A 16,856-nucleotide genomic window follows, 5' to 3' on the forward strand; every position below is an offset into this window, starting at 1 on the left:
TGCGGTCCGGCGAACCGTGAAGGCGGGCAGAGAACCCGCGCCCCCGACAATTCAACCACGAGCATCGAATGACGATCCAGCCGGCCGCCATGACCGCGGCCCCGACCGACCCATCCGCACGCCGGTATGACCGGGTGACGATCGTCCTGCACTGGCTGACGGCGGTGCTGGTGGTGACGCTGTTCCTGCTGGCCGAGACCTGGGGTTTCTTCCCGCGCGAGATCCGCAAGTTCGATCAGTCGCTGCACATCTCCCTCGGCCTGCTGCTGGCGGCGGTGCTGATCGCCCGCCTGGCCTGGCGTGGCAGCCGGGGCCGCCGCCTGCCGCCCGCTGCCTCCGGCCTGCAGCGCCTGGCGGCCAAGGCGGCGCATCACGCGCTGTACCTGCTGCTGGCGGCGCAGGTGACGCTGGGCTTCCTGTTCCGCTGGGCGGAGGGCGAACCCTTCCAGTTCTTTGGCCTGTTCTCGGTGCCCGCGGCCTTCGCCCCCAACCCCGACCTGGGGCGGACCTTCGCCGGGCTGCACAACGACGTCGCCTGGATCATCATCGTCCTGGCCGGGCTGCACGCGGCCATGGCGCTGATCCACCACTACGCCCTGCGCGACGGCGTGCTGCGCCGGATGCTGCCGGGCTGATCAGCCCTTCGCCGCATCGAAGTCCTTCACCAGCCGCTTCGGCGCCACCGCGCGCCAGCGGCGCAGCAGCAAGGCCTCGACCGCGCCGGGATCGGCCTTGGGCAAACGCATCAGCACCATCGGCCAGTCGCGGTAGTGCGGGGTGATGTGGAAGACCTCGGGCTCGGCCTCCATCAGCATCTCGCGCTCGTCGAAGCCGACGCCGACGACCAGGGTCTCGCCATCCTCGCGCAGCCGGGTCAGGAGCTTGCCCTTCACCTTCAACGCCGGGGTGCCGTAGGAGGTCGACCGTTCAACGCCGGGCCAGGCCAGGGCGATGGCGCAGACATCGTCGAAGGTCATGACATCCTCCCCGGCCGCCCGCCCGGCGATTTGCATTGACGTTGTCTACACATTATCATCGCGCATCACGGCATCGTCAGGTGATCTCCTGCCCCGGACCAGCAGCCATCCGAAGGAAGAGAACTTCAACTTCCGCGTGTCGGCGGACCTCAAGGCTGCCTTCAAGGCGGCCACCGAGGCGGCCGACCGGCCGGCCGCGCAGGTCATCCGCGACTTCATGCGGGCCTATGTTGAGGAACGGCAGAAGCCCGAGCCCGGCTATGACGCCTGGTTCAGGGCGCAGGTGCAAGCGGCGATCGACGATCCGCGTCCCAGCATTCCCCATGACCGGGTCATGGCCGATGTGAAGGCGCGCCTGCAGGCGCGGATCGCCAAGGCCGCCGGGCGTGCGCGTTGACTGGCGCCCAGCCGCCCGGGAGGATCTTCTCGATATCGCCGACCACATCGACATCGACAATCCTGTCGCGGCGGTCGCCATTCTTGATGTGATCGAGCTGCAGGTTGCGATGCTGGCCGAGCATCCGCGGATGGGCGGGCCCGGTCGCCTGCGGAACACGCGGGAACTGGTGGTCAACCACACGCCCTATGTCGTCGCCTATCGTATCGACGAAAGCGCGGTCACGATTCTGCGCGTCATGCATGGCGCGCGAAAATGGCCGCGGCGCTTGTAGCGTCGCCCCGTCAGGCCGCCTGGCGGCTCTCCGCGTGGGCCGCGCGTACCATCTCCATCCAGCGCAGCCCGACCTGCCGGCCGAAGGCGGCGGCGCCGGGATGGTCGTTCATCAGCTGATCGCGATAGGTGGCGTAGAACTCCGGGAACCGGTCCTGCGTCCAGGCCTGGAAGGCGTCGACCCAGCCCTGCACGATCCCGGCCGTGACTTCGAGGTGGAACTGCAGCCCGTACAGCCCCGGCCCGGCGCTGAAGGCCTGGTTCGAGCAGACCGGGTTGGTGGCCAGCAGCGTCGCGCCCTCCGGCAGGTCGAAGGTGTCGTAGTGCCAGTGCATCAGCCGCGGCAGCGGCACCAGGCCCTGCAGCAGCGGATCGGCCTCCGCCGCCGCGGTCGGCTGGATCGCGGTGAACCCGACCTCCGGCGTGTGGTGGCGCCGGACGGTGCCGCCGAGCGCACGGGCCAGCAGCTGGCTGCCGAGGCAGATGCCCAGCACCGGCTTGCCGGCGGCGGCGAAGGCGCGGATCGCCTCGATCTGCGCCGGCAGATGCGGATGGGCGATATCGTCGGCCGCGTGCTGGGTGCCGCCCAGCACCAGCAGCCCGTCATGTCCTGTCGCGTCGGCCGGCAGCGCGTCGCCGTGCTCCGGGAAGCGCACATCCTCGGTGCCGCCGGCCTCGGCGATGGCGGCACCGATCACGCCGGAGGGCGAGATGTCGTTGTTCTGCAGCGTCAGGATCTTCATGGCGTCACGTCTCCGGCCAGCCCGTCCCGAAGGCTACGGTCGGGCTGCCCAGCGGCCAAATGCGCAGAATGCGGGGCGGCCCCGGCGTCAGAGCCGGGGCTCCTAAAGAAGGTCCTGCACCATGAACTTGAGATACGCCGCCTTCAGCAGCCAGCGCCGCCAGCGGCCGAGCGGGAAGCGGGTCGGCGGCGTCGCCATCAGCGCCGGGATGCCGACGCCCGGCACCGGGCCGCCGGTCATGGCATGGGCGATGGCGCGGCCGGCCCAGCCGGCGCTGGCCACGCCGTTGCCGTGATAGGCCAGCGCGTACCAGACGCCGGGATCGTCCGGCACCTGGCCCAGCATCGGCGTCAGATTGGCCGACAGGCAGACCAGGCCGGACCAGAAATGGGTGGTCTCGACATCGCGCCAGGCGGGATAGGCGATGCCGATCCGGCCCTCCAGCCAGCGGCGGTAGCGCGCCGACGCCTCCGGGCTGCCCCAGGTGCCGCCGCGGGCGCCGAGCAGCAGCCGGCCATCCGCCAGCAGCCGGAAGTAGAACAGCAGGTTGCGGCTGTCCGACAGCGGCGTCCCGGTGGTCCAGCCCTGGGCCGCCTGCTCCGCCGCGGTCAGCGGCCTGGTCGTGACGATGTTGGACAGGGCCGGCAGGAAGGTGCCGGCGAGGTAGGGATGCAGCGCGTCGGTGGTGTAGCCGTTGGTGGCGATCAGCACCCGCTTGGCCCGCAGCGACCCGCCTGACGTGACCAGCCGGTGGCCGCCGCCCTCCCGCACCCAGCCGGTGACGCGGCTGCGGTCGTGGATCCTGACGCCCCGCGCCAGGGCGGCGCGGGTCAGGCCGCGATGGTATTTCAGGGGGTGCAGGCCGAAGCCGGCGGCGTGGTGCAGCGCACCATGCGCCTCCGGCCCGGCATGGCCGCGCTCGCGCAGCTCGTCCCGGCTCCACAGCGTCGAGGTCAGGCCGGTGACCTCGCGGTCCCAGCGCGCCTCCTCCTCCAGCTCGCGCACCCGGCTGGGCTTGTGGGCGACGCTGATGACGCCGTCGCCCTGGCGATCGAAATCGATGCCCTCGTCCCGGCTCAGCTGCGCCACCAGCTCCGTCGCCTCGACCTGGGCGGCGTAGTAGCGGCGGACCTCGTCGCGACCGACCCGCTTCAGCATCGCGGCACCCGACAGTTTGGCGGCGCCGACGCAGTTGAAGCCGCCGTTGCGGCCGGAGGCGCCCCAGCCGATCCGGCCGGCCTCCAGCACCCGGACGTCGACGCCGAGGTCGCGCGCCAGATGCAGCGCCGCCGACAGGCCGGTATAGCCGCCGCCGATGACCGCGATGTCGCAGGTTTCGTCGCCGGCCAGGGGAGCACAGCCCTCCGGTGGCGGTCCGGCGGTGGCCTCCCAATAGCTCGGGACGGTGTGGGCGGTGTCGGCGGTGGCCGGATGGTAGAGACTGCCCTGGGTCATCCGATCCGCTCGCTTGTCACCGGTCTGAAACGCCGGCGAGGATGACATCCGGCCGTGGCCCGGTCCATGCTGGCACCGCCATCCGGAGGGAGATTCCAGCCATGCAGGGCCCGTCGCGCCGCCAGGTCATGCTCGCCACGCTGTTTGCCGCCGCCCCGCTGCCGGGCTGGGCCGCCGCCGCGCCGCTGCGCCTGGCCTTCCTGCACGTCAACGACGTCTACGAGATCGGCCCGGTGCGCGGCCAGGGCGGCTTCGGCCAGCTGGCGACGCTGCTGAAGCAGGCCCGCGCCGCGAATCCGCACAGCATCACCACCTTCGGCGGCGACACGCTGTCGCCCTCGGTGATGTCGGGCCTGACCAAGGGCTCGCAGATGATCGACCTGTTCAACGCCGTCGGGGTCGACTATGCGGTCTGGGGCAACCACGAGTTCGACTACGGGCCGGATCTGGCGGCCCAGCGCGTCGGCGAATCGAAGTTCCCCTGGCTCGGCGCCAATGTCCTGGGCAAGGACGGCAAGCCGTTCGGCGGCGGCATCGCCACCGCCACCCGCCAGGTCGGCGACTACACCATCGGCTTCCTCGGCATCCTGACGCCGGACACCGCGACGCTGTCCAGCCCCGGCCCCGACATCAGCTTCCCCGACATCATCGCCACGGCGAAGCAGGCGGTGGAGGCGCTGAAGGCCCAGGGCGCCAACATCCTGGTGGCGCTGACCCATCTCGGCTTCGCCCAGGACCGGCAGCTGGCGCAGTCGGTCAAGGGGCTGCACCTGGTACTGGGCGGGCACGACCACGACCCGATCATGTTCTACGAGAACAACGTCCTGGTCTTCAAAGCCGGCTACGACTCGCACTATCTCGGCGTGGTCGAGCTGGAGATCTCGACCCGCGACACCAAGGACGGCCCGATCATCGCGGTGCTGCCGAGCTGGGAGGTGCGGCCGACCGCGGGGGTCGAGCCGGATGCCGAGATTCAGGCCAAGGTCGACAGCTACAACAAGGCGCTGGATGATGCTTTGGGCGTGGTCATCGGCAAGACCGCGGTCGAGCTGGACAGCCAGCGCGGCAGCGTCCGCACCCGGGAGACGACGATGGGCGACCTGATCGCCGACGGGGTGCGCTGGGGCACGCCGGGCGCCCAGATCGCCATCATCAACGGCGGCGGCGTCCGCGGCGACCGGCTGATCGCCGCCGGCACCGAGCTGACGCGCAAGGACATCCTGGCCGAGCTGCCCTTCGGCAATGTCGCGGTGCTGCTCGAGCTGAAAGGCGCCGACATCCGCGCGGCACTGGAGAGCGGCGTGTCCCAGGTCGAGGCCGTCGCCGGGCGCTTCCCCCAGGTCTCGGGCCTGGCCTTCACCTGGGATCCGGCCAAGCCGCCCGGCAGCCGCATCGTCTCGGTCACGGTCGACGGCAAACCGCTGGACGATGCCGCGACCTACCGCGTCGCCACCAACGACTACATGGCCGGCGGCGGCGACGGCTATGCCGCGATGACCAGGGGCAAGATGCTGGTCGACGCCTCGGCCGGCCGGCTGATGGCGACGGTGGTGATGGACTACGTCACCTCGGTCGGCACCGTGGCGCCGAAGGTCGACGGCCGGATCACGCGGGTCTAGCGATGACGATGGATGCCGACGCCGAGGCCCCTCCGGTCCTCGGCCTGACGCTCGGCGGCGGTATCGCCCGCGGCTGGGCCCATATCGGCGTGCTGCGCGCGCTGGACGCCGCCGGCATCCGGCCGCAGGTGGTTTGCGGCACCTCGGTCGGCGCCCTGGCCGGCGCCGCCCATCTCTCCGGCCGGCTGGACGTGCTGGAGGCCTGGGCCCTCGGGCTGAACCGGCAGCGGATGATCGCCTATCTCGATTTCGGCTTGGGCCAGCCCAGCCTGATCAGCGGGCGCAAGCTGGGCCGGCTGCTGGACCAGAGCTTCGGCGACCTCAGGATCGAGGATCTCGGCGTGCCGTTCGGCGCCCTCTGCGTCGACCTGTTCACCGGCCACGAGGTCTGCCTGACCAAAGGCCGGGTGTCCGAGGTGATCCAGGCGTCCTACGCCCTGCCGGGAGTGTTCCCGCCGCGGCGGGTCGGGCGGCACATGCTGGTCGACGGCGCCCTGGTCAATCCGGTGCCGGTCTCGGTCTGCCGCGCGCTCGGCGCCGAGGTGGTGATCGCGGTCAACCTGAACGGCGACATCATGGGCAAGACCCGCGTGCCCGGCGGCGGCTATGCCCATATCGCCGGATTCGACGTCCTGGAGCTGATGCCGGGCGGCGGCCTGCTGAGCGGCATCAACGGCATCGCCCGCAAGCTGTTCCGCCGCGACCCGAACGCGCCCAGCCTGTTCGGGGTGATGATGGCGTCGCTCAACATCGTGCTCGACCGCACCGGGCGCAGCCGCCTCGCCGCCGAACCGCCTGATGTGCTGATCGCACCGAAGCTGGGCCATATCGGCAGCGCCGAATTCGATCGGGCGGCGGAGATGATCGACCTCGGCTACGAGGCGGCGGAGGCGGCGATCCCCGACATCCGCGAGGCGCTGCGCGTCACCTCCTACGGCCTGGAACCCGGGGCGCCGCCGCCGGAGGCCGCACCGAAGTAGCGGCTGGGCGGGACGCCCAGCAGGCGCTTGAACATGGTGGTGAAGGCGGCTGCACTGTCATATCCGAGGTCGAGGGCGACCACCGTCACCGGCTCGCCCGCGGCCAGCCGCGGCAGGGCGTGGAACAGGCAGGCCTGCTGCCGCCAGGCGGACAGGCTGAGGCCGGTCTCCTGCCGGAACAGGCGGGTGAAGGCCCGGCGGCTCATCGCCAGGGCATCGCACCAATCGTCGATCGTGTCGTGCGGCGTCGGCCCGTCCAGGAAGTGGCGGCAGCGGGCGGCCAGCGCCGCATGGCCCGGCAGCGGCAGGTTCAGCGGCAGCACCGGCATCCGCCCGATTTCCTCCAGGATCAGCGCCATGATCAGCCCTGCCCGGCTGTCCCGATCATATTCCAGCGGCAGGTCGACGGCCTCGATCAGCAGGCTGCGCATCAGGGCGGAGACGCCGACCACCTGGCATTCCGCCGGCAGGCCGGGAACCGCATCGGGCTCGACATAGACGCTGCGGACCTTGACCGCGCCGATCGACTGCACTTCATGGGTGATGCCGCCGGGAAGCCAGACGCCGCGCTCCGGCGGCACCACCCAGCGCCCCTGCTCGGTCCGGACCAGCAGCACGCCGTCGCTGCCGTACAGCAGCTGCGATCGCCGGTGCCGGTGCGGCAGGATCGTGAAATTCACCGGATAGTCGTTGCCGAGGGCGACGATCGGGCGAGGCGTGTCCTCGTAATCGAAAATGGCGGCGTTTCGGACCATGGCCCACTCTCAAAACTAATAGACCAAAGCACGAAAGCAGGTCGGGCGGAAAGGCGTATTGTGGGCCGAACCGACGGCATCCCCGCCGCCGGGTGCCTCAATGATGCACCGCTCAGCGGGCATCGGGAACATTGGGAATGACGAGCGGAACAGCGATAGCGGGCAGCGCGCCCGATCTGACCCAGACGACAGGCCGGCCCGACGCCGAGAAGACGGTTTTCGTCATCCTGGCCGCGATCAGCTTCAGCCATCTGCTGAACGACATGATGCAGTCGCTGCTCCCGGCGCTGTATCCGATGCTCGCGACCAACTACGGCCTCGATTTCGGCCAGGTCGGGCTGATCACCTTCGTGTTCCAGCTCACCGCCTCGATCCTGCAGCCGGCGATCGGCCTCTACACCGACCGCAAGCCGCAGCCCTTCTCGCTGCCGATCGGCATGGCCTTCACCCTGGTCGGGCTGATCGTCCTGTCGGTCGCCACCAGCTTCCCGATGCTGCTGCTGGGCGCCGCCTTCGTCGGCATGGGATCGGCGGTGTTCCATCCGGAATCCTCCCGCATAGCCCGGATGGCCTCGGGCGGCCGGCACGGGCTGGCGCAGTCGCTGTTCCAGGTCGGCGGCAACATCGGCTCCGCCATCGGCCCGCTGCTGGCCGCCTTCATCGTGCTGCCGCGCGGCCAGTCCAGCATCGGCTGGTTCTCCGCCGCCGCCCTGCTGGCCATCCTGGTGCTGTCGAGCGTCGGCGCCTGGTACCGGCGGCAGCGCCGGACCATCCGGGCCAAGCCGCGCCAAGCCGCCAGCCAGATCGTGCTGCCGCGCCGCACGGTCGGCATCGCCCTGGGCGTCCTCGGCATGCTGGTGTTCTCGAAGTACATCTACCTGGCCAGCCTCACGAGCTACTACACCTTCTACCTGATCGAGACCTTCCACGTGTCGGTGCAGCAGGCGCAGATCCACCTGTTCATCTTCCTCGGCGCGGTGGCGGTGGGGACGGTGGCGGGCGGCCCGATCGGCGACCGCTTCGGCCGCAAATACGTGATCTGGGGGTCGATCCTGGGGGTGCTGCCCTTCACCCTGGCCCTGCCCTATGTCGGGCTGACCGGGACGGTGATCCTCAGCATCATCATCGGCCTGATCCTGGCCTCGGCCTTCTCCGCCATCGTCGTCTATGCGCAGGAGCTGGTGCCGGGCAAGACCGGCACCATCGCCGGGCTGTTCTTCGGCTTCGCCTTCGGCATGGGCGGCATCGGCGCCGCGGTGTTGGGCGAGGTCGCGGACCTCACCAGCATCGGCTTCGTCTACCGCCTCTGCGCCTTCCTGCCGCTGATCGGCATCCTGACCGTCTTCCTGCCCGATCTGGAGCGGCCGCGGCGGGCGATCGCGGCGGTGCCGGCGGAATAGCCGCGCCGTTGGACCGGCGGCCGCATCGGTCTATCCTGCCTGCTTCGGCATGCAGTCGACCGGCGCGGGAGGTCGCGGATGGACACGATGCAGCGGATCCGGTCCGGCGCGGCTGTTCTGCCGGTCCTCCTTGCCTTCGGCCACGGTCCGGCCGCGGCGCATGACATCTGGATCAACCGCGGCGGCTATGTCGAATACGGCACCACCAACCATTGCTGCGGCGAGCGCGACTGCACCCCCTGGCCGCGCTCGGACATCGAGGAGAGCCACGACGGATTCACCATCCGGTCGACCGGCGAATTCGTGCCGCGCTTCAAGACCCTGAGCAGCGAGGACGGCGACTACTGGATCTGCCGCAAATCCACCCACGCCGTCCGTTGCTTCTTCACGCCCTCGCCCGGATCCTAGTCGGCCCCTCCGCGCATCGATCGGACGCAGCGGCGCGAACCTGTCATGATCGGGCCCAACCGCCGAATCTCCGGCGCCGCGGGGACCGCGGGCGCCGGATGGATCCGCCGCCCTAACCCCTGCCCAGGAACAGGAGTCGGCCATGGCGATCAACGGCGACAAGGAGCGGCGCCAGGAAGCGAGCCGGATCCTCCGCGGCTACCTCAACCGCTGGGAGACCGGCACCACCCCCAGCGAGCTGGAGCGCGGCACCCTGTATCGGGCGATGAAGAGCACCCGCAACCGCGCGCCGTTCCAGGTCATCTGGTCCTGGCTGGCCCTGCTCGACCCGGCGAACACGCCCGACCTCGACCGGCAGCGGCCCGACGCGGACGGCGCCCGCTATCCGCTGGCGGATTACCGGCGCTTCGTGTCCGAAAGCGGGACCTTCCGCCTGAACGGCTAGGGCCCCGACGCCCCTGGCGCTTTACGCAGCAGTAAGGTGAGCGGCCGCTGCGCCGCCGCTATACCCGTATCGGAAACCCGATCGGGAGCGGTACATGCGCGGATCCGTCCAGGACCCCGGAGGACGGGCCCGTCGGGCCATCGCCGACATGCGCGACATCCTGGTCCGGATCCTGAGCGGCGCGATGGCCCCGAGCTGGTGGCAGCAGCGCCAGCTGCGCCGGTGGCGGGACGTCATCATCCATCTCGGCCGTCCCGACGACCCGGCCTGGGGCCGCATCGCGCAGGTCACGGTGATCGCCTTCTGGCTGGATGCGGCCGAGGCCGTCGACGAACGGGCCGCTGAAGGGCCGCTGGCCCCGGCCGACCTCGCCGCGATGATCCGCGACCTCGATCGGGCCGCGCTGCTGCACCAGCCCTCGTCCCAGGTCCCGGATCGCCCGCTCCTCCCCCTGCCCGGCGTCCGACGTCGCGAGCCGGTCCAGCGCACCGCGTCGCATGGCCGCGATCACCACACCACGGCGCGTCTTCGCGGCGTCGACGTCCAGGACCGCTGACGGCGCAGCCGCTTGGCGTCATGATGGCGGCCGGCCCGGGGATCCGGGATGCACCGAGCTGGGGTGATGCCGTGCGGCTGTGTTCGCTTCTTCTGATCTGCGCCGCGCTGGCCGCCTGTGGCAGCGAGCCGCCCAAGCCGCCCCCGCCCAAGCAGCCCAGCGTGCTGGACAAGGCGGTCGCCCCCGCCGCCGGCCTGCTCGGCGTCAAGGTCGGGCCACAAGGCGGCCTGATGCTGCCGACCAAGCCGAAGCCTTGATCGCGCGCGCGTCGCAACCGACCCAGAGGCCCGTCGGTTGCGCCATTCTCTTGGGAAGGGGAATGGTGCCCAGGGACGGAGTCGAACCGCCGACACGGGGATTTTCAATCCCCTGCTCTACCAACTGAGCTACCTGGGCGCCGTTGTCTCCGCGGTGCGGAGGCCGTGCTTATAGGAAACCGAAGGCCGCCTGTCTAGCGGTCATCTTCATCTCGCTGCAATGTTTCGTCTTCGTCGGTCTCGGGCTTCACCGGAACGGCGTAAGCCTCTGAAAACCAACGGCCGAGATCGATGTCGGCGCAGCGGCGCGAGCAGAAGGGGCGGAACTTCTGCTCCGTCGGCTTGCGGCAGATGGGGCAATGCCCCCTGGTTTCGGTGATCGTGGTCATGGCTCTCAGAATCGGATCGGGGCGGCTTAGCTTCAAGTCTCAATGATCGCGGCCAGCGCCTGGCCGCGCCGCTCGCGCGCCAGCTCGGCCAGGCCCAGCGGCGACAGCGCCTCGCCGAGCTGGACCTTCAGCGGGTCGTCGGCCAGCGCGGCGCGGAAGGCGTTGAGAATCGCGGCCTTGTCGCCGCCGCGGCGCATCGAGATGAAATCCACCACCACGGTGCCGCCGATGTTGCGCAGCCGCAGCTGGCGGGCGATCTCCGCCGCCGCCTCGCGGTTGGTGCGGAGATGGTCGGGCGACCGGCCGCCATCGACGTCGATCGCGGTCAGCGCCCGCGTGGCCTCGATGGTGATGCTGCCGCCGGAGGGCAGTGCCACGGTCGGGGCCAGCAGCGCGTCCAGGGCGTCGCCCAGCGGCGTCGGGCCGCCGGCGATGCGGGAGGCCAGCTCGGGCACCGCGGCCGCTGCCCAGCGCTGCAGCGGCGGCAGCAGGGCGGCGCCGTCGACCACGACGCGGGCGACGTCGGGATGGTCCAGGATCAGCCGCCTGGCGGCGCCGGGCGCCGGCTCCAGCAGCGCCGGGGCGCGGGTGGTCTCGGCCCGGTCGGCCACCGCCTCCCAGCGCCGGCCCAGCCGCTGGGCCTCGGCCAGCACCTGGTCGGGTGGGACGGCGGCAGCGGCGGCGCGGACGATCCAGCCGCCGGCCAGGCGCTGTTGCCAGTCGCGCTTCGCCGCGGGGCCGAGCCGGTGCGACACCGCGACATTGGCCGAGAACGGCAGGTGGATCACGGTGGCGCCGGGCAGCGCGATGTCGCGGGTGGCCTCGGCCCCCTTTTCGCCCCCCCCTTTATCGCCTCGGGGATCGGCGATGATCTGGACGATCACCGGCGCGCCGGCGCGCAAGGCATCGGCCTCGGGCCCGCGCAACGGCAGGAAGGCGCTGCGGCCGGTGCCGATGTCGAGGAAGGCGGCGGCGGAGACGCGGTCGACCCGCTCGACCCGGGCCAGGAACACGGCGCCGGACAGGCCGGGCCGCGCCGGGCGCTCGGCCGCGAGGTCGGTCAGGCGGCCGTCGACCACCAGGCCGGCCAGCAGGATGCCGTCCGACTCGGTGATCTCGATGGTTCTCACCAGCGGTAGCCCGCCCCTCGCAGCAGCTGCGAGGTGTCGAACAGCGGCAGGCCGACGATGTTGGAGTAGGAGCCCTCGATGGCGCGGATCAGCATCGCCGCCCGCCCCTGGATGGCATAGCCGCCGGCCTTGCCGCGGCCTTCGCCCGAGGCGACGTAGTCGTCGATCTCGGCCCGGCTGAGCTGCTTGAAGATGACGCTGCTCTGCGCCAGCCGCAGCCGCATGGTGCCGTCCGGCGCGATCAGGCAGACCCCGCCATGGACGCGGTGCCGCCGGCCGGACAGGAGCTCGAGGCAGAGCCGCAGCTCCTCATCGGTCTCCGCCTTGGGCAGGATGCGCCGGCCGCAGCCGACCACGGTGTCGGCCGCCAGCACGAAGGCGCCGGGCACCTGCGCCCGAATCGCTTCGGCCTTGGCCTGGGCGAGGCGCCGGGCATGGGGGCCCGGCAGCTCGCGCTTCAGCGGCGTTTCATCGAGATCGGCGGGCCGGACCTGGTCCGGGACGATGCCGATCTGGCGCAACAAATCGAGACGCCTCGGCGAAGCCGAGGCGAGAACAAGCACGTCGGTCGTGCCCGTCCGGTCTGGAGCGGGCACGGGTGTTACTTGAATCGGAAGGTGATGCGACCCTTGGACAGGTCGTAGGGGGTCATTTCGACATTGACCCGATCACCCGCGAGCACCCGGATGCGGTTCTTGCGCATCTTGCCGGATGTGTGCGCGAGAACTTCGTGATCGTTGTCGAGCTTCACCCGAAACATCGCGTTGGGGAGCAGCTCGGTCACGGTGCCCGAGAACTCGATCAAATCTTCCTTGGCCATCCATACTCGCCATGTTGAGAAACCGCCCAAGAAGTGGGCGACTGCCATTCTTGGGTCAAGCTGTTTGTTCGGGCCGGAGCCTGTCTCGGCCACTATTCCAGTATCTGCGGTCCTCGTCCGGACCTCGGGCGTCACGCCGGCCCGGCGCGATCGCTCCACGGATTGAACACCGGAACGTCGGCGCGCCGAAAATCCTCGACGTTCCGGGTGGCGACGCCGAGGTCGTGGACGATCGCGGCCGCGGCGATGAGGCCGTCCGGCTGCGCGTAGGTGTAGTTGGCCTTCTGCCCCTCATACACGAGGCGTCGCCAGGCCAGGACGACATCCTCGTCGACATCGAGGATGCGATCCCCGAACCACAGCCTGACACCGTCCCGCAGCCAGGTTTCCAGCTCGGCGCGGAACCCGGGGTCCGAGACCTGCTCGATCCCGAGGCGGATCTCGGCGACGGTCACGCGGCTGAGATAGCAGGAGGCAGGAGGCACGCCTTCAGCCCAGGCCCGAACGGCCCGATCGCACCGCGCCGCCTTGCGCAGCTCCGACACGACATTGGTGTCCAGCAGCCAGCCGCGCGGCATGATCAAAAGGACGGCATGTCGCGCATCGGCGCCGACTCGCGCACGCCTTGGCCGTCGAAATCATCCAGCGCCGCGAACGGTCCGCTGCCGAAGAGCGCGGCGAGGCTCACATTGGTGGCCGGGGCCAGACGGGCATAGTCCGAAGCCGACAGGATCACCACGGCATCCTGCCCGTGCACGGTGACGCGCTGCGGCCCCTTCTCCCGGGCGAGTCGCACGACCTCGCTGAGACGCGCCTTGGCGTCCTCCAGCTTCCACGCCGGCAAGGCGGACGGGGATGCATCCTTCTTGCGTCCGCTCATGACATATCTCCTGACCAGATTAGTCAGAATATGGGCGCATCGCGGCGGACCGCAAGGGCCATCCTCACGCCCCGCCCCGCGCCGCGTCGCCGAAGCGTTCACGGATGCGGGCCAGCAGCCAGTCGCGGACCTGGCGGAAGGCGGCCATCCGGGTGTCGCGGTTGCCCTCGATCGCGGTGGGGTCGAAGGTGTTCCAGAACTCCAGCTCGCAGGCCGTGGTGCGGGTCATCTCAACGGCGCGGTGCTGCGCCTCCGGCGACAGCGAGATCACCATGTCGAAATTGTCGTCCTCGAGGTCGTCGAAGCCCTTCGGCCGGTGGCGCGCCAGATCGATGCCGATCTCCTTCATCACCGCCACGGCGAAGGGGTCCAGCTCACCCGGCCGGACGCCGACGCTGTCGACGAAGATGCGCGACCCCGCGACGTGCTTCAGGATCGATTCGGCCATCGGCGACCGGATCGAGTTCTGGGTGCAGGCGAAGAGGACGCTGGTCGGCCCCGCCATCGCTCACCCGCGGATCTGCAGGACGCAGAGCAGCGTGAACAGCCGCCGCGCAGTCGCGTGGTCGATGGCGATGCGCTCCGCCAGCCCTTCGCCGAGCATCACCGAGCCTTCGTCGTGCAGCCCCCGCCGCCCCATGTCGATCGCCTCGATCTTCGACGGCGGCGCGGTCTGGATCGCGGCGTAGTAGGTTTCGCAGACCATGAAGTAGTCCTTGATGATCCGCCGGAACGGCTGGATCGGCAGGGCCACGCGCTCGGGCTCGCCCTCGGGCCCATCCCCGGCCGCTATCTCGAAGATCAGCCGGCTCTCCTCCATGCGCAGGCGCAGGCGGTAGGGCCCGGCCGGGCCGTCGACCAGGCGGAAGCTGTTCTGTTCGATCAGGTCGTGGATCGCGACCCGGCGCTCATGCGCCACCTCGGGCGACCGGCGGACGGACGCGGCCTCGTCGATGACGACCTCGACGAGCTTTGCCTGCTCCCCGTCGCCATCGCCCCCGCTCATCCCTCGGCCTTCAGCCGCTGGGCGATCGACAAGGCGTGCGCCTCCAGCCCCTCGGCGCGGGCCAGCCGCACCGCGGCCGGGCCGATCCGGGCCAGGCCGGCGGCGTCGCAGCGCACCAGGGTGGTGCGCTTGACGAAGTCGAACACGCTGAGGCCGCTGGCGAAGCGGGCGCTGCGTGCGGTCGGCAGCACATGGTTGGGCCCGGCGACATAGTCGCCAACGGCCTCCGGCGCATGGCGGCCGAGGAAGATCGCGCCGGCATGGCGCACCCGGTCGGCCAGCCGGTCGGGATCGGCGACCGCGAGCTCGAGATGCTCGGGCGCCAGCCGGTCGATCAGCGGCACCGCGTCGTCGAGCGACCCGACCACGATCACGCCGCCGCGGTCGCGCCAGCTCGGCCCGGCGATCGCGGCCTTGGGCAGCGTCTCCAGCGCCCGGTCGACCGCCGCCGCCACCGCATCGGCGAAAGCCGCATCGTCGGTGATCAGCACCGACTGGGAATGGATGTCGTGCTCGGCCTGGGCCAGCAGGTCGATCGCGATCCAGTCCGGGTCGTTGTCACCGTCGGCCACCACCAGGATCTCGGACGGGCCGGCGATCATGTCGATGCCGACGGTGCCGAACACCTGGCGCTTGGCCTCGGCGACATAGGCGTTGCCTGGGCCGGTGATCTTGTCCACGGCGCGGATGCTGGCGGTGCCGTAGGCCAGCGCCGCCACGGCCTGGGCGCCGCCGATGCGCCAGATCTCGGTGACGCCGGCGCGCTCGGCCGCGGCCAGCACCAGCGGGTTCAGCACCCCGTCCGGCGTCGGCACCGCCATGGCGATGCGCCCGACCCCGGCGACCCGGGCCGGGATGGCGTTCATCAGGACGGAGCTGGGATAGTTGGCGAGGCCGCCGGGGACGTAGATCCCGACCGCGTCGATCGGGGTCCAGCGCGCGGCCAGGCCGATGCCGTCCTCGTCGACATAGGACAGGGCCGGCAGCACGGTCTTGGCGTGGAACGCCTCAATCCGCCGCGCCGCGAGGTCCAGCGCCGCCAGGGTCTCGGCGTCGACCTGGGCCCGCGCCGCGGCGATCTCGCCGGCCGAGACGCGCAGGGTCTCCGGCGTCAGCCGGATGCGGTCGAAGCGCTCGGTGTAGTCGACCAGCGCTTCATCGCCACGGGCGCGGACATCGGCGACGATCGCGGCGACCGCGCCGGCGACGTCGGCATGGGCGCCGCGGCGGGCCGAGACGAAGGCCTCGAAGGCTTCGGCGAAACCGGGCGAGCGGGCATCAAGACGCAGCGGCATGGACGGCATTCCGGAAACGGTCGATCCATCCGGCGATCTCCTCCGGACGGGTCTTGAAGGCGGCGCGGTTGACGATCAGCCGCGAGGTGACGTCGGCGATGTGCTCGATCTCGCGCAGGCCGTTGGCCTCCAGCGTCGCGCCGGAGGAGACCAGGTCGACGATGCGGCGGCACAGGCCCAGCGAGGGCGCCAGCTCCATGGCGCCGTTCAGCTTGATGCATTCGGCCTGCACCCCGCGGGCGGCGAAGTGGCGGCGGGTGACGGTCGGGTATTTGGTGGCGACGCGGACATGGCTCCAGCGCCTGGGGTCGTCGGTCTCGGCCAGGTCCACCGGCTCGGCCACGGCCAGGCGGCAGGCGCCGATACCGAGGTCGAGCGGGGCGTAGAGTTCGGGGTAGTCGAACTCCATCAGCACGTCGTTGCCGGCGATGCCCAGCTGGGCGGCGCCGAAGGCCACGAAGGTGGCGACGTCGAACGACCGCACCCGGATCAGCCGGATGTGCGGATGGTTGGTGGCGAAGGACAGGCCGCGATGGCGCGGATCGTCGAAGGCGGGCTCCGGCTCCAGCCCGGCATGCGCCATCAGCGGGCGCAGCTCGTCCAGGATGCGGCCCTTGGGCAGGGCGATGGTCAGGGGATCGGGGACGGTCGAGGACATGATGCCCGATGGTTGGGACGGGAGCGCTTCCGCGGGAACGGGCGGCACCATAGCCGAAAGCGCAGCCGCGAGACCAGAAGAGCCCGCGACTCGCCCATGCGCGGATGGGCGGTCGGTGTGGCCGCGGCGCCTCCCTCCCGTGTCGCCCCTCATCGTCATTGCGAGCGCAGCGAAGCAATCCATCGGGCCGCCATTGTCGGTGAGGTCGATCGCGACCGTGGCCACGCGTTCGACCAGGCGGCGGAAAGCCGGCTGCCCCCTATTCCACCGTCACGCTCTTGGCCAGGTTGCGTGGCTGGTCGACGTCGGTGCCCTTGGCCACGGCGGTGTGATAGGCCAAGAGCTGCACCGGCACGGCGTAGAGGATCGGCGCCACGAAGGGGTCGACGCTGGGCAGGTCGATCGCCGCCACC

The 16,856-nt window shown here is 70.6% G+C and carries 24 protein-coding genes and 1 tRNA gene; 10 read left to right on the top strand and 15 right to left on the bottom strand.

Annotated features, from left to right (window positions below; translation table 11 throughout):
• Window positions 1-68: 68 nt before the first annotated feature.
• Window positions 69-635, top strand: coding sequence for a cytochrome b (locus E9232_RS27920; protein ID WP_309799717.1), 567 nt, complete (start codon window positions 69-71; stop codon window positions 633-635).
• On the opposite strand, the gene E9232_RS27925 is transcribed toward E9232_RS27920, so the two are convergent.
• Window positions 636-977, bottom strand: coding sequence for an MmcQ/YjbR family DNA-binding protein (locus tag E9232_RS27925; RefSeq protein ID WP_309799720.1), 342 nt, complete (start codon window positions 975-977; stop codon window positions 636-638).
• On the opposite strand from E9232_RS27925, the gene relB reads away from it, so the two are divergent.
• Window positions 952-1,374, top strand: a complete 423-nt coding sequence (gene relB, locus E9232_RS27930) for a type II toxin-antitoxin system RelB family antitoxin (RefSeq protein ID WP_309799722.1) — start codon at window positions 952-954, stop codon at window positions 1,372-1,374. The genes E9232_RS27925 and relB overlap by 26 nt on opposite strands.
• A complete protein-coding gene (locus tag E9232_RS27935) occupies window positions 1,364-1,648 on the top strand; it encodes a type II toxin-antitoxin system RelE/ParE family toxin (protein ID WP_309799724.1) in 285 nt (94 codons plus the stop codon). Before relB ends, E9232_RS27935 begins: the two co-directional genes overlap by 11 nt.
• A 10-nt stretch (window positions 1,649-1,658) precedes the next feature.
• On the opposite strand, the gene E9232_RS27940 is transcribed toward E9232_RS27935, so the two are convergent.
• A complete protein-coding gene (locus E9232_RS27940) occupies window positions 1,659-2,390 on the bottom strand; it encodes a type 1 glutamine amidotransferase (protein WP_309799726.1) in 732 nt (243 codons plus the stop codon).
• Between the two features lie 102 nt (window positions 2,391-2,492).
• A complete protein-coding gene (locus tag E9232_RS27945) occupies window positions 2,493-3,845 on the bottom strand; it encodes an NAD(P)/FAD-dependent oxidoreductase (RefSeq protein ID WP_309799728.1) in 1,353 nt (450 codons plus the stop codon).
• A 101-nt stretch (window positions 3,846-3,946) separates the two neighbouring features.
• Here E9232_RS27945 and E9232_RS27950 point away from each other — a divergent pair, with 101 nt between their 5' ends.
• Window positions 3,947-5,464: a bifunctional metallophosphatase/5'-nucleotidase gene (locus tag E9232_RS27950; protein WP_309799730.1), complete on the top strand. Its 1,518-nt coding sequence runs from the start codon at window positions 3,947-3,949 to the stop codon at window positions 5,462-5,464.
• 2 nt (window positions 5,465-5,466) lie between these two features.
• Window positions 5,467-6,444 carry a patatin-like phospholipase family protein gene (locus E9232_RS27955; RefSeq protein ID WP_309799732.1) on the top strand — a complete coding sequence of 326 codons (978 nt, stop codon included), beginning with the start codon at window positions 5,467-5,469 and terminating at the stop codon, window positions 6,442-6,444.
• Here E9232_RS27955 and E9232_RS27960 read toward each other — a convergent pair.
• The gene (locus E9232_RS27960; protein ID WP_309799734.1) at window positions 6,396-7,199 is read right to left on the bottom strand and encodes an AraC family transcriptional regulator; all 804 of its coding nucleotides are present in this window, start codon (window positions 7,197-7,199) and stop codon (window positions 6,396-6,398) included. The genes E9232_RS27955 and E9232_RS27960 overlap by 49 nt on opposite strands.
• Before the next feature lie 137 nt (window positions 7,200-7,336).
• Here E9232_RS27960 and E9232_RS27965 point away from each other — a divergent pair, with 137 nt between their 5' ends.
• From E9232_RS27965 to E9232_RS27985, 5 genes are all read left to right on the top strand, one after another.
• Window positions 7,337-8,599 carry an MFS transporter gene (locus E9232_RS27965; RefSeq protein WP_309799737.1) on the top strand — a complete coding sequence of 421 codons (1,263 nt, stop codon included), beginning with the start codon at window positions 7,337-7,339 and terminating at the stop codon, window positions 8,597-8,599.
• A 78-nt stretch (window positions 8,600-8,677) separates the two neighbouring features.
• Complete coding sequence (locus E9232_RS27970; protein WP_309799739.1) at window positions 8,678-9,007, top strand: hypothetical protein; 330 nt, start codon at window positions 8,678-8,680, stop codon at window positions 9,005-9,007.
• Between the two features lie 142 nt (window positions 9,008-9,149).
• Entirely contained in the window at window positions 9,150-9,452 is a 303-nt protein-coding gene (locus tag E9232_RS27975; protein WP_309799741.1) for a hypothetical protein, read from the top strand.
• A 94-nt stretch (window positions 9,453-9,546) separates the two neighbouring features.
• Window positions 9,547-10,008, top strand: coding sequence for a hypothetical protein (locus E9232_RS27980; RefSeq protein ID WP_309799743.1), 462 nt, complete (start codon window positions 9,547-9,549; stop codon window positions 10,006-10,008).
• Between the two features lie 71 nt (window positions 10,009-10,079).
• Window positions 10,080-10,265 carry a hypothetical protein gene (locus tag E9232_RS27985; protein ID WP_309799745.1) on the top strand — a complete coding sequence of 62 codons (186 nt, stop codon included), beginning with the start codon at window positions 10,080-10,082 and terminating at the stop codon, window positions 10,263-10,265.
• A 63-nt stretch (window positions 10,266-10,328) separates the two neighbouring features.
• Here E9232_RS27985 and E9232_RS27990 read toward each other — a convergent pair.
• The 11 genes from E9232_RS27990 to hisG all read right to left on the bottom strand — a co-directional run bounded on the left by E9232_RS27990 (window position 10,329) and on the right by hisG (window position 16,443).
• Window positions 10,329-10,404: transfer RNA gene (locus E9232_RS27990), tRNA-Phe, on the bottom strand.
• A 55-nt stretch (window positions 10,405-10,459) separates the two neighbouring features.
• The gene (locus E9232_RS27995; protein ID WP_309799746.1) at window positions 10,460-10,654 is read right to left on the bottom strand and encodes a DNA gyrase inhibitor YacG; all 195 of its coding nucleotides are present in this window, start codon (window positions 10,652-10,654) and stop codon (window positions 10,460-10,462) included.
• 32 nt (window positions 10,655-10,686) lie between these two features.
• Window positions 10,687-11,784 (bottom strand): ribonuclease E/G, encoded by a 1,098-nt coding sequence (locus E9232_RS28000; RefSeq protein ID WP_309799748.1) that lies wholly within the window; start codon window positions 11,782-11,784, stop codon window positions 10,687-10,689.
• On the bottom strand, window positions 11,781-12,380 hold the full coding sequence (locus tag E9232_RS28005) for a Maf family protein (RefSeq protein WP_309799750.1): 600 nt from the start codon (window positions 12,378-12,380) through the stop codon (window positions 11,781-11,783). Before E9232_RS28005 ends, E9232_RS28000 begins: the two co-directional genes overlap by 4 nt.
• Before the next feature lie 5 nt (window positions 12,381-12,385).
• Entirely contained in the window at window positions 12,386-12,604 is a 219-nt protein-coding gene (gene infA, locus E9232_RS28010) for a translation initiation factor IF-1 (protein ID WP_138885999.1), read from the bottom strand.
• A 131-nt stretch (window positions 12,605-12,735) separates the two neighbouring features.
• Window positions 12,736-13,182, bottom strand: a complete 447-nt coding sequence (locus E9232_RS28015) for a type II toxin-antitoxin system VapC family toxin (protein WP_309799770.1) — start codon at window positions 13,180-13,182, stop codon at window positions 12,736-12,738.
• A 2-nt stretch (window positions 13,183-13,184) separates the two neighbouring features.
• Complete coding sequence (locus E9232_RS28020; protein ID WP_309799755.1) at window positions 13,185-13,484, bottom strand: type II toxin-antitoxin system Phd/YefM family antitoxin; 300 nt, start codon at window positions 13,482-13,484, stop codon at window positions 13,185-13,187.
• A 64-nt stretch (window positions 13,485-13,548) separates the two neighbouring features.
• Window positions 13,549-13,989 (bottom strand): arsenate reductase ArsC, encoded by a 441-nt coding sequence (locus E9232_RS28025; RefSeq protein ID WP_309799757.1) that lies wholly within the window; start codon window positions 13,987-13,989, stop codon window positions 13,549-13,551.
• Between the two features lie 3 nt (window positions 13,990-13,992).
• Entirely contained in the window at window positions 13,993-14,490 is a 498-nt protein-coding gene (locus E9232_RS28030; protein WP_309799759.1) for a UPF0262 family protein, read from the bottom strand.
• Window positions 14,487-15,785, bottom strand: a complete 1,299-nt coding sequence (hisD, locus tag E9232_RS28035) for a histidinol dehydrogenase (RefSeq protein ID WP_309799760.1) — start codon at window positions 15,783-15,785, stop codon at window positions 14,487-14,489. Before hisD ends, E9232_RS28030 begins: the two co-directional genes overlap by 4 nt.
• Window positions 15,769-16,443 (bottom strand): ATP phosphoribosyltransferase, encoded by a 675-nt coding sequence (gene hisG, locus E9232_RS28040; protein ID WP_309799762.1) that lies wholly within the window; start codon window positions 16,441-16,443, stop codon window positions 15,769-15,771. Before hisG ends, hisD begins: the two co-directional genes overlap by 17 nt.
• Window positions 16,444-16,856: the final 413 nt, after the last annotated feature.

The organism is Inquilinus ginsengisoli, from assembly GCF_031453975.1.
Classification (GTDB): domain Bacteria; phylum Pseudomonadota; class Alphaproteobacteria; order DSM-16000; family Inquilinaceae; genus Inquilinus; species Inquilinus ginsengisoli_A.

What these genes read in the sequence shown, in the direction of transcription:
- E9232_RS27950 (WP_309799730.1), top strand. Translation starts at nt 3,947, where the DNA reads ATGCAGGGCCCGTCGCGCCGCCAGGTCATGCTCGCCACGCTGTTTGCC.
- E9232_RS28025 (WP_309799757.1), bottom strand. Translation starts at nt 13,989, where the DNA reads ATGGCGGGGCCGACCAGCGTCCTCTTCGCCTGCACCCAGAACTCGATC.
- E9232_RS27970 (WP_309799739.1), top strand. Translation starts at nt 8,678, where the DNA reads ATGGACACGATGCAGCGGATCCGGTCCGGCGCGGCTGTTCTGCCGGTC.
- infA (WP_138885999.1), bottom strand. Translation starts at nt 12,604, where the DNA reads ATGGCCAAGGAAGATTTGATCGAGTTCTCGGGCACCGTGACCGAGCTG.
- hisD (WP_309799760.1), bottom strand. Translation starts at nt 15,785, where the DNA reads ATGCCGCTGCGTCTTGATGCCCGCTCGCCCGGTTTCGCCGAAGCCTTC.
- E9232_RS27955 (WP_309799732.1), top strand. Translation starts at nt 5,467, where the DNA reads ATGACGATGGATGCCGACGCCGAGGCCCCTCCGGTCCTCGGCCTGACG.
- E9232_RS27920 (WP_309799717.1), top strand. Translation starts at nt 69, where the DNA reads ATGACGATCCAGCCGGCCGCCATGACCGCGGCCCCGACCGACCCATCC.
- E9232_RS27975 (WP_309799741.1), top strand. Translation starts at nt 9,150, where the DNA reads ATGGCGATCAACGGCGACAAGGAGCGGCGCCAGGAAGCGAGCCGGATC.
- E9232_RS27925 (WP_309799720.1), bottom strand. Translation starts at nt 977, where the DNA reads ATGACCTTCGACGATGTCTGCGCCATCGCCCTGGCCTGGCCCGGCGTT.
- E9232_RS27965 (WP_309799737.1), top strand. Translation starts at nt 7,337, where the DNA reads ATGACGAGCGGAACAGCGATAGCGGGCAGCGCGCCCGATCTGACCCAG.
- E9232_RS28030 (WP_309799759.1), bottom strand. Translation starts at nt 14,490, where the DNA reads ATGAGCGGGGGCGATGGCGACGGGGAGCAGGCAAAGCTCGTCGAGGTC.
- E9232_RS27945 (WP_309799728.1), bottom strand. Translation starts at nt 3,845, where the DNA reads ATGACCCAGGGCAGTCTCTACCATCCGGCCACCGCCGACACCGCCCAC.
- E9232_RS27995 (WP_309799746.1), bottom strand. Translation starts at nt 10,654, where the DNA reads ATGACCACGATCACCGAAACCAGGGGGCATTGCCCCATCTGCCGCAAG.
- E9232_RS27940 (WP_309799726.1), bottom strand. Translation starts at nt 2,390, where the DNA reads ATGAAGATCCTGACGCTGCAGAACAACGACATCTCGCCCTCCGGCGTG.
- E9232_RS28015 (WP_309799770.1), bottom strand. Translation starts at nt 13,182, where the DNA reads ATGCCGCGCGGCTGGCTGCTGGACACCAATGTCGTGTCGGAGCTGCGC.
- hisG (WP_309799762.1), bottom strand. Translation starts at nt 16,443, where the DNA reads ATGTCCTCGACCGTCCCCGATCCCCTGACCATCGCCCTGCCCAAGGGC.
- relB (WP_309799722.1), top strand. Translation starts at nt 952, where the DNA reads ATGGCGCAGACATCGTCGAAGGTCATGACATCCTCCCCGGCCGCCCGC.
- E9232_RS28020 (WP_309799755.1), bottom strand. Translation starts at nt 13,484, where the DNA reads ATGAGCGGACGCAAGAAGGATGCATCCCCGTCCGCCTTGCCGGCGTGG.
- E9232_RS27980 (WP_309799743.1), top strand. Translation starts at nt 9,547, where the DNA reads ATGCGCGGATCCGTCCAGGACCCCGGAGGACGGGCCCGTCGGGCCATC.
- E9232_RS27960 (WP_309799734.1), bottom strand. Translation starts at nt 7,199, where the DNA reads ATGGTCCGAAACGCCGCCATTTTCGATTACGAGGACACGCCTCGCCCG.